Source organism: Pantoea sp. MHSD4, assembly GCF_021043305.1.
In the GTDB taxonomy this organism is placed as follows: domain Bacteria; phylum Pseudomonadota; class Gammaproteobacteria; order Enterobacterales; family Enterobacteriaceae; genus Pantoea; species Pantoea eucalypti.
In genome coordinates, this window is the sequence record NZ_JAJNDH010000013.1 from 1 (window position 1) to 9552 (window position 9552).

Sequence of the window (9552 nt, forward strand, 5' to 3'; positions counted from 1 at the left end):
TCCCCGGCGTTGCCGGGTCGTCAGCCCCACTGCGCTAACCGGCTGCGCCGGTAAGCTCCGCCGGACCGCGAAGCGTTCCGGGCCTGACGGCTAGGGTCTGATGGCAACTGCCAGGTCAATCCCTGCAGCCGGCTGTCGCCGGCGCGTTCACTGGCCACAAAGGGACGTGGCCGCTTAGGACCGGCCCGGCACCGTGGCGTGCCGTTCCGGGGCTGTGCCCTGTTCATTCTTCCGCGTTCTGTTTTGTTCTCCTAAGCCCCTTCGCCGTGCAGAAACCTGGCACCCGGGCGTCTTCACGCAAGGGGCGCGCGCTAAACGGCTGCACCCGGTCCCTTCGGGCTGCGGCTTTGACGTTTCCCCCTGCGTTCAGCCTGATGCCCGGTCGCCCGTTCTGCCCTCACGGCGAGGAACTCAGAGAAACATCACTTAAACCACAAGGGAGACACAACATGTCACAGCAGAACGTCAACACCACGGCTTCAGAATCTAAAGAATCATCAGGAGAAAAAAACGTCAGTGCGCAACTGGTGCCCGCAAGTCAACGCGTGACGTTCTTTGAAGATTTTTTCGGTCGTCTGGCGCCGAAAGCCCCGCAATTACTCACGCACTGGATGCAGTCCCACTGTCAGGACTACGCGGGCGGGTACTGGGAGTATTTTTACACCAGCAACGGCGGCTGCTTTGCCGTGCCGGGGTTCGAGGGTAAAAAACGCTTTCAGCTCCTGTCCAGGGACCTGAGCGCCGAAATGTCGGCCGAGGCCGCAGGCGTCAGCGCCATGCTGACTGTGCTGAAGTGCCTGGCCTGGCAGGCGTGGAGTGAAAACGGCAATGATTCGTTGATCGTCAGGCTTAATCAGCTTGAAAGTGACCTGTGGGAATACGGCCTGACGCTGAAAGAATGCGGCACCGTGTGCATGGCTGCTGACTGAGTTAAGGAGTGCGCGGGCGCAGGCCGTCCGCGCTCATATTCCCGGATGAGAGAAACATTATGATTAAAAAATCGCCTTGGAAGTGTGACTTAGTGTCACTCTGTGGTAAAGTGTGTGTGACTAAGTCACACAACGGAGGGGATATGGCATCAACAAGACTTCGTCAGCAGGGCGGGGCCGTCGTGCTGACTATACCGAGCGACATCGCTGCAAGAGCGGGCTGGACGGTTGGCATCGAGCTGGACGTGACCGCAGAGGGCGAATCCGTGAACATTGTGCCGGTTGCGCGCGTACCGCGCGGTCGTCGCACCGTGGCGCAGCTGCTGGCCGGTATCGATCAGCAGGAAATTCAGGGCTACAACGAAGAAACCGCTGACGGCCTGAATGATGCGCCGCAGGGCAGGGAGCTTATCTGATGGTTTCAAGGAGAGTACCGCAGAAAGGAGAAATCTGGCACGTTAACGGTGATCCGGTGGAAGGCCGCGAATTTAAAGGGCCGCATTACTACCTGGTTATCTCTAAGCGCGAGCTGGTAGCAGCGCTGGGAACGGCGGTTTGCGTGCCGGTGACAAGTGGTGGTGGCGCGTCCCGTTCGCAGGGAGTGACCGTATATCTGGACGGCAACAGCACGGACACAGGAAAAGTGACCGGCGTGGCGCTGTGCTACCAGCTTCGCTCACTCGATTTGACAGCGCGCAGGGCAAGCTATGCTGCTACGGTTGAGCCACACATAATGGATGAGATACTGTCCCTAGTGGTTGATCTTATTGATCCGCGTTAGATTGTTGCAGGTTGATGGCTTTACTCCACGCCAGAAGATGTTATCCCGACAGGCAATGATTTTGCCCTAGTCAGTGAACCGCTTCACGACGAGATGTTTACGGTTGCGAGTATTACTGTCGGCAGCATGATTCTGATCATGAGCATCATTAGGCTGTTAAGGAAAGTAAGGTGTGCTGATGGCGCGCTTGACAGCAATGAAAGCCCCAGCCGGGGCTTTTTTATGCCCGCAATCGGGAAGGATAATTGTGCCGGTATTGGGCACCGCCTTAAAAGCGGGCGGCCCTGCGGGCCGGAAAAAGACGGTGCTGACGCACCTCCTATCTCCCTTCGCCTGCGCTTTCTCTCTCCGGGATGCTGTCTCTCCGTCTTCTCTCTCTGCTTCGTGCTGCTCTTTGTTCTCCTGCTGTGCTGCAACTGCTTCTCCGGCTTCCTGTCCCTGAACGTCAAAGACATAAACAGCCTGATGGCCCCCTCCGGCTCCCCGGCACTGCCGGGTCGTCAGCCCCACTGCGCTAACCGGCTGCGCCGGTTAGCTCCGCCGGAACGCGAAGCGTTCCGGGCCTGACGGCTAAGGTCTGATGGCGAACGGCAAAGGTACAAAGCGGACAAGCTAACTGAGCTGAGGTCCGCTATGAGCGAGAAGCGGAAGTACGCAGTAGCTCTAACCACTGCTGAAGGCTTTATTGACATTGATATGGGTTAATTAACGGTGACCAAGTCATCATTCGATCATAATCACTTCCGCCATAGGATTTTTCTCATTATACTGGAGGCTCGCCACCAACTGGTGATGATTGTCAGTAATAACAAAATATTTGGAATGTCACTAATACTATTGCTGAGAAAATGCTGGAGTCATATTCCCCCGCAGTAGTCCGGTGCGCCGGTAAAAGCACTCACCAAGGTTATCCTCAATGAATATTATGTATTACTCCATCGCAGGGGCTATCGCTTTTGTGGGCATTTTAGCCGCCCTACTTGTTACCGCGAAGAAATTGAAAACAGCAAGGGCGGATTCTACCGATAAGGCAGCACAGCTGGCGCGTTATGCCGTCATTATTGATGCTGAAGGTGAAGCGGCGCGCATCGTGACTCAAGCAAAGACGGAAGCAGCCACCGCCATTTCAGTAAGCGAAACAGACGCGAAGTTTATTACTGACTTAGCCAATGCGGTCTTAGAAGATGCCCGCACGGCTGCCGAAAAACTGAGTAATGAGACTCAGCAAACCTTTGCCCTGCAGCTCGCAAAAAAAGTCGAAATTGAAGAACAGATCCAAACCCTGCGCGCTTCTTACGCCAGTAAGAAAATCACGTATGACGAGCTGGAGTCTGCGCTTTCTATCTACAAAGAAGATATGGATTTTGCAGAAATGGGCTTCTACGCGCCGCATTTCGATTTCGATACGTCTGAATTGTTCCAGACATCTATCCGTAGCAATCGGCAGCAGCAGAAAGATTTGCTTCGCAACAAGACCACTTTTGGGGCCATTTATTGCACCACAGAATGGACGGTAAGTGGTTCAAAGGCCGAAGGGAATAAAATGACCACGCGAGGCATAAACATGACTGCCCGCGCCTTTAACGGTGAATGTGATGCGGCCATTGCCAACGTCACTTTTAAAAACATCAACACCATGGAATCGCGCATCTACAAAGCTTTTGAAGTATTGAACAAGCTCAATGAAGTAAACCAGATCCACATTAATCATGCCTTCTTGGATCTAAAGCTGACCGAACTGCGTTTAACCTATGAATACCGGGCCAAAAAGCAGGAAGAAAAAGAAGAACAACGCGAAATCCGCGTCCAGATGGCCGAGGAACGCAAAGCCCAGGCAGAGATCGACCGTGCTATTCGTGAGGCTGAAGAAGAAGAACGCCGCGCCCAGAAAGCCCTGGATAAAGCTCGGAAAGAAATGAATGAAAAACTGGTAAAAATGACCGCCGCTCAGGCCGAAAAGTATCAGGAGAAGATCGATTCCCTTCAAGAGGCGCTGACCGAAGCCGAGTTGAAAGGACTAAAAGCCCTGAGCATGGCGCAACAGACCAAGCGGGGCCACGTTTACGTTATCTCTAACATCGGCTCTTTTGGTGAGAATGTCTTTAAAATTGGAATGACACGCCGCCTTGACCCTCAAGACCGCGTTGACGAGCTGGGTAGTGCATCGGTGCCGTTCCTATTTGATATCCATGCCATGATCCACAGTGAAGATGCACCGGCAATGGAATATGCCCTGCACCAGCATTTCGCTGAAAATCGCACTAACCTCATCAACAGACGCAAAGAATTCTTTAACGTGAGTCTGGAAGACATTAAAGCAGCCGTATTTGATGTGGCGGGTGATGATGTGGACTTCATTGAGACGGCGACCGCACAGCACTATCATGAGACGGTGGCAATGCGGAAACAAAAGGCTGACGCTCTTGCGATGCCGGTTGAAGTTGAGAAGAAACAGCCACGCTTTGCAGAAGCTATTTAATCCCCGGTACGAAAAAAAACTGCCTAAAAGGCAGGTTTTTTTCGTTTAGCTAGTAACGGAGAGGAAAGGCTTGTAAGCATTCTGTTAAAACAAGCCATTAATTTTTAGAATTCCTACGGCGTACTTTTTATGGCTTTTAGAAGCTCTCACTGAAAACACTCGGTTCAGCGAGTTAGAACTTAATAGCCAACTGGCTGGTATCTGCAATGTCCGCTCCTGGCACAAAGCGGACATTACGAATAACAATAGCATTCTGTGTGAATTATCGGGGAGAGCTGGTCAAGCAGGAGATGCAATCTTACTTATCAGACTCTCGGACGACTGGTTAGTTCCCCCCTTTTTCTAATGGCGTGAAAAATTCAGCTGGAAATCTCGCTGTTGCTGCATCTTATCTCTGTAAGCGCAGCAGCATTATAATCAATGGAATGATCGACCCGTGATATAGGGCTTCCAAAAAATTCAACACCCGACATAATCATATTGCCGATATTCTCTCGCTGTTTATCACTGAGGCTGTCCCACCAGTCAGGAGATGAGTATGTATTTTCAGCTTTTGTGAAGAAAAAATACAGGAGAGTGTTGAAAATCCTGTCTGCTGGAATCTTAATCAGTGATCGTATAAAACGTCTGATAATTGCTGAAGTTCCTAGCCAGCTGAACACTATATATCCCTTACCTTCGCCGGAAAAAGCATTGAAGCAGATCTGTTCCGCCGGCACGTTAAGATCGTTCAAATCCTGAATCTCAGTGCCCTCGAAATCCCTCTCTGGTGACAGAATTGACGAAACCGCAATGGGTAATGGCTCTGAAAAAGTGAAGATTACACTTTCAATTTCTGAAAACTGTCTGCTAAGTAGAATGCGGTCGAGGCTAGTTTTAAGATTACTAAGTTCATTTATTGCTGCATTCAAACCGCTTTGATGCAAGTTGACATATTCCTGAATATAAAGCTGATCGGCCTGTGGCTTTCCTTTATCGGCATTTTTAGCAAAATCGGAAGACCGCCGCCCCCCCTCCTTGGCATAAATTTCTTTAGACAACGAACGAAACATTAGGGCAAAACACTGCTCATCCGTGCCTGTAAATTTTTCGTTCTCTAGGCATGAAAATAAGACTCTGTCGTGAACTGCACAAAATCCGGTGAAAGTGGATGCCTGATTTATACCGATCTTCTCGGGAACCCATCTTCCTTTGTTTCTTATCAGGCTCGGAAGGTTCATTACCACTCCCATGACATGATTACTAGGATCGGCAATCGCTTTAAGGCTGCTGCTCTTAGACAGCGTGTGTGCCTGAACGATGCGTTTATCACAATCTTCATGCATGGATGCTGGCGCATAACACGCCTTCCTCTGCGAATTAGACTTTGAAAAATTCAGGGCTTCGGCTTTGGATACCGGACTTTCACGGTCTCGATCGAGATGGCATTTTTTATACTTAAGGCCTGAATTGCACCAGCACTTATCATTTCTTCCTATCTTCACTTTATCGTTTTCCACGAAATTTATGCTCTGACAAAACGTTCACTGAAAGTAGGTGTAATTTACCACTCCTGCAGCTAAAAGATCATCTACTACATGCTTAGCAATAAATCTTCCTGGTACCACTATTGCTATCTATTCTAAAATCAGGTGTTGCTTATGTGCGAAGGATTGGCGAAGTACAGCTGCCGAGATGTGTGGCCTTCCCCACCAATAGTGAACACGCAACTATAAGTGAATTCCCCCTAAACCTGAGGTTGATCACTCATGACAATACAACATCAACTTTCATTAATGACCAATCCCCGTATGTTAACCGTTACTCGATCAAACGACCGATTCTGGCACAAAGCGGACGTAAGTATCAAAAACCTGATGGCCCCCTCCGGCTCCCCGGCGCAGCCGGGTCGTCAGCCCCACTCCGCTAACCGGCTGTGCCGGTAAGCTCCGCCGGACCGCGAAGCGTTCCGGGCCTGACGGCTAGGGTCTGACGGCTAGGGTCTGATGGCTGAAGGCAGAGTCACACATACAGGCAGCCTATTTTCCGCTATGTGCGAAAAGCTGACATTAAAAATTTTTATAACTGCAATAATCAATACTGAATAGCGATTCTTAACGTATTGATAGTACACTTCTTAATAATGGAAATATTGCTAGCCATCATATATCTACCTATTGTTCGGGTTCATCTTTAACTGCTCATATGCAGCGTATGAGGCATCTTCAATTTGACTTTTTTTAAATTCTGCTGAAAAGTAAGCGTAATAATTCCGTCAGACGTATTTTTTTAAAGGCTTTAAGCATGTCTAAAACACGCGATAATTTCAGCCCAACCACTGTAAGGGCACTAGCACAAAGGGCAGGTTATAGATGCTCATTTCCCGGCTGTAATCAGCTTACTATTGGACCCAGTGAAGAATCCTTAACATCTATCACAAATATTGGGGTAGGTGCACACATACATGCTGCAGCTCCCGGGCCATTAGCAAGGCGATATAATTCTAGTCAAACATCAGCTGAGAGGCAGGACATAAGTAATGGTATCTGGATGTGCCAGAGTCATAGCGTTTTGATTGATAAAGATGAAGTTAGATATACAGCAGATGTTCTTAGGGAAATGAAAAGAAACCATGAGGAAAATATTAAAAATGAAGTGATTAATGGTTCTCCATCATCAACCCATCATAATGACTTTATTGCAATAGGTATAGGTATTATTGCTTTTGGTGAGTTCGCCGGATTTTCGAGCAATGAGTGGGTTATAAAATTTTCCAACTTCTTCACTGGCGATTTATCTAAACTAATATCTTTCAACGAGAGATTTCAATCCATCCCTTCCGAAGAAAAATTTATTCTTGTTAACCAGATTGGTGAAGGGCGCTTAATATCAGCGCCAATAAAGTTAAATAAGTTACCAGATGGCTATGAAGTAATCGTCCCTGTTGAAATAGATACTCCACGCATCAATTGCAATAGCCTCCCAATGGATTTCGATGTGTTCACTACAGGAGATTTATTTATAAATAGCAATGGTAACTTTGCTATGATATCGGGGTTTGATGCCTTGCCTCAAAAAATATACACTTGCCTTTCCACAATTAGAGGTGAAATTAGTCGCCATCCAACACTTGGCTCCCGAATAAGACAATTTTTCCATGAATTTGATGGAACAACGTGGCTAGATAAATTGGTTAAGTTAGAAGTTATTCGTTTATCTTGCATACCATATTGTGACTCAATAACAGGAAAGAAATATACCCCATTAAATTGTGTGAAAAGTGTTAAAAATATTCGAGTGATACCATCTGAATATAAAGACAGGAAGTTACCCATTGAGTTTACTCTTGATATTGATGGCTTCGGTATCTGGACCAAAGAGATAAGTATCTTTTCACCTAAATACGATGAATAAAATCGATGTTCTTGAACCGATGTATTCGGTTTAATTGTTTTCTCGGTTTGAAGTATCCCATGCCCTTTACAAATAGTTTTCATTGTAATACTCGTACGCTGTCGCCCGATTTACTGACGTCATTCTCTCATCCGGTTCTGGCACTTTTGGACATTAGTAGCAAAAAACCTGAGGGCCCCCTACGGCTTCCCGGCGTTGCCGGGTCGTCAGCCCCACTGCGCTAACCGGCCGTGCCGGTAAGCTCCGCCGAATCCCTCCGGGGTTCGGGCCTGCCGGCTAGGGTCTGATGGCAACGTCCAGGTCAACCCCTGCAGCCGGCTGGCGCCGGCGCGTTCACTGGCCACAAAAAGACGTGGCCGCTGAGGACGCCCGCGTTGCGGTCGGGTGTGTGCATGCTCATCTCCGGCGCGGTGGTCATGTTGCGGTACGTCCCACGCGGCGGGCGAATCAAAGCACCGTCATTCATCAGATACAAGGGTGAAGTGCACGCCTGCGGCGCCCTTGTATCTGCTGCCTGCCGTTGCTTCTCAGCCCTTTGCCGCGAGGAACTAACCGAAACATGAATTAACCACCTGACAGGAGAGCCAGCATGCACACACATAACGTCAACGTCGCCGCTTCAGAATCTTCCAAAACATGGGTTAAAGGCCAGGGTAAACCGGCTGACAGTCTGGTATTCGTGCGCGTCGATACAGGCAAGATATTCAGCCAGGCAATCGAGCTTAAAGACGGGAGCATTGTCGCGTTATTCAACTTTGAGACGCTGGAAGAGTTGCAGTTGCAGTACGGCGACATGGCGCTGATGACCGAATCCGAGGCCGATGCACTGTTCTGTACGCGTCTTTTCAGGCCGTGGGAAGAAATTACCGAGGAGCGCTGGTTTGATCAGCTGACCGTGCTGCCGCCGCTGGACTGGAAATCAACCACCGCAGGTGAGACGTTCAAGTGCAGCGAGATGTATTCAGGCAAGGTGACGCATATTTTTGCGCACATTCGTGGGCGTTATTTTGAGTGCCGGGACTATGCGTCAAAAAAACACGCGGAGCTGATACTGAGCGCCGTGCTGGCAATGGCGGGGGATAACACGCATTAAAAAAGCAGGCATAAGCCTGCTCTCTTAACGGCCGGGCGTGCAGCAACACGGTTCGGCCAGCATCAAAACACGAAGGAGATAACTTTATGTCTGATATACGCATCCTCGCACACGCAAACGTGGTTGTAAACGTCTCTGCGGTGACCGCATCTGGGCTGGAGACTGACAATCTGACGGCGGCGCAGTTTATGGATTTGTACGAATACATCTGTGAAACGGGCACATTTGCCGGATTCAGTGCCGTACCGTGGGAAGAGCTGGGTATGTGTAGTGTCATCCATGAGCCGACCGACGAGCCGGAAGGGCTGCGCATATATCTGTGGGAAAAGTGGCCAGTGGCGGTGCTGGAGTACGACGTGGGCTATCGACTGATGCCCGGCATGATCACTAACCGCTGGCTGCAAAGCTAAGGGCAGTTAACTGCTTTGACTGAATTTTGTTCGCTGGCATGGAGTGTGACAGGCCAGCAGGATATACTGATAGCAGGGCGCAGAACGGCTGCGGCCCTGCCCGAAAGGGAGAACTGACGGATGTCGGCAACCGATATGAATGAGCTGAACAGTAACCGCATCAATGCGGAGATCGCCAAACTGATGGCAGAAACACAGAAGCTGAACGCAGAGGCTGGCAAGCTGACCCGTGAGACCTTCTGGTATCCCGTGGCGGTTTCAACCGGCATGATTGGTGCTGTGGCGACCATTACAGTGCTGATAATGAAGGCGCTGGGCTATCAGTGATGCATCCGAAACAGTAAGACTGATCGGATTAATTTGTAAGACAGGAAGAAAAAGCGGAAAGCCTGAATCCCATAGCCCCGGAAGGGGCTTTTTAATGCCTGCGATCCAGAGTAACGATTGTGCCAGCATAGGGTAAAGCC

8 protein-coding genes and 1 pseudogene are annotated in these 9552 nt (G+C 49.5%); 8 read left to right on the top strand and 1 reads right to left on the bottom strand.

What is annotated here, in order from left to right; genetic code table 11:
* Window positions 1-449: 449 nt before the first annotated feature.
* The 4 genes from LQK91_RS21530 (at window position 450) to LQK91_RS21545 (ending at window position 4189) form a co-directional block, all read left to right on the top strand.
* A complete protein-coding gene (locus tag LQK91_RS21530) occupies window positions 450-929 on the top strand; it encodes an antirestriction protein (RefSeq protein WP_231001670.1) in 480 nt (159 codons plus the stop codon).
* A 143-nt stretch (window positions 930-1072) separates the two neighbouring features.
* Window positions 1073-1345, top strand: coding sequence for an AbrB/MazE/SpoVT family DNA-binding domain-containing protein (locus LQK91_RS21535; protein ID WP_105100169.1), 273 nt, complete (start codon window positions 1073-1075; stop codon window positions 1343-1345).
* Window positions 1345-1710 (top strand): type II toxin-antitoxin system PemK/MazF family toxin, encoded by a 366-nt coding sequence (locus LQK91_RS21540; RefSeq protein WP_105100168.1) that lies wholly within the window; start codon window positions 1345-1347, stop codon window positions 1708-1710. The genes LQK91_RS21535 and LQK91_RS21540 overlap by 1 nt, the downstream gene beginning before the upstream one ends.
* 916 nt (window positions 1711-2626) lie before the next feature.
* Window positions 2627-4189 carry a DUF4041 domain-containing protein gene (locus LQK91_RS21545; protein ID WP_105100166.1) on the top strand — a complete coding sequence of 521 codons (1563 nt, stop codon included), beginning with the start codon at window positions 2627-2629 and terminating at the stop codon, window positions 4187-4189.
* Window positions 4190-4548: 359 nt separating this feature from the next.
* On the opposite strand, the pseudogene LQK91_RS21550 reads toward LQK91_RS21545, so the two are convergent.
* Window positions 4549-5739: pseudogene (locus LQK91_RS21550) on the bottom strand (SEC-C domain-containing protein).
* A 733-nt stretch (window positions 5740-6472) separates the two neighbouring features.
* On the opposite strand from LQK91_RS21550, the gene LQK91_RS21555 reads away from it, so the two are divergent.
* From LQK91_RS21555 to LQK91_RS21570, 4 genes are all read left to right on the top strand, one after another.
* On the top strand, window positions 6473-7582 hold the full coding sequence (locus tag LQK91_RS21555) for a DUF2634 domain-containing protein (RefSeq protein WP_231001671.1): 1110 nt from the start codon (window positions 6473-6475) through the stop codon (window positions 7580-7582).
* Between the two features lie 589 nt (window positions 7583-8171).
* Window positions 8172-8675 carry a hypothetical protein gene (locus LQK91_RS21560; protein ID WP_105100163.1) on the top strand — a complete coding sequence of 168 codons (504 nt, stop codon included), beginning with the start codon at window positions 8172-8174 and terminating at the stop codon, window positions 8673-8675.
* Between the two features lie 86 nt (window positions 8676-8761).
* Window positions 8762-9085: a hypothetical protein gene (locus LQK91_RS21565; RefSeq protein WP_105100162.1), complete on the top strand. Its 324-nt coding sequence runs from the start codon at window positions 8762-8764 to the stop codon at window positions 9083-9085.
* A gap of 120 nt (window positions 9086-9205) precedes the next feature.
* Window positions 9206-9412, top strand: a complete 207-nt coding sequence (locus LQK91_RS21570) for a hypothetical protein (protein WP_231001672.1) — start codon at window positions 9206-9208, stop codon at window positions 9410-9412.
* The last annotated feature ends 140 nt before the right edge of the window (window positions 9413-9552 follow it).

Bases quoted from the DNA above. Each gene is read 5' to 3' on its own strand.
- LQK91_RS21530 (WP_231001670.1), top strand. From the start codon at position 450: ATGTCACAGCAGAACGTCAACACCACGGCTTCAGAATCTAAAGAATCA.
- LQK91_RS21535 (WP_105100169.1), top strand. From the start codon at position 1,073: ATGGCATCAACAAGACTTCGTCAGCAGGGCGGGGCCGTCGTGCTGACT.
- LQK91_RS21540 (WP_105100168.1), top strand. From the start codon at position 1,345: ATGGTTTCAAGGAGAGTACCGCAGAAAGGAGAAATCTGGCACGTTAAC.
- LQK91_RS21545 (WP_105100166.1), top strand. From the start codon at position 2,627: ATGAATATTATGTATTACTCCATCGCAGGGGCTATCGCTTTTGTGGGC.
- LQK91_RS21555 (WP_231001671.1), top strand. From the start codon at position 6,473: ATGTCTAAAACACGCGATAATTTCAGCCCAACCACTGTAAGGGCACTA.
- LQK91_RS21560 (WP_105100163.1), top strand. From the start codon at position 8,172: ATGCACACACATAACGTCAACGTCGCCGCTTCAGAATCTTCCAAAACA.
- LQK91_RS21565 (WP_105100162.1), top strand. From the start codon at position 8,762: ATGTCTGATATACGCATCCTCGCACACGCAAACGTGGTTGTAAACGTC.
- LQK91_RS21570 (WP_231001672.1), top strand. From the start codon at position 9,206: ATGTCGGCAACCGATATGAATGAGCTGAACAGTAACCGCATCAATGCG.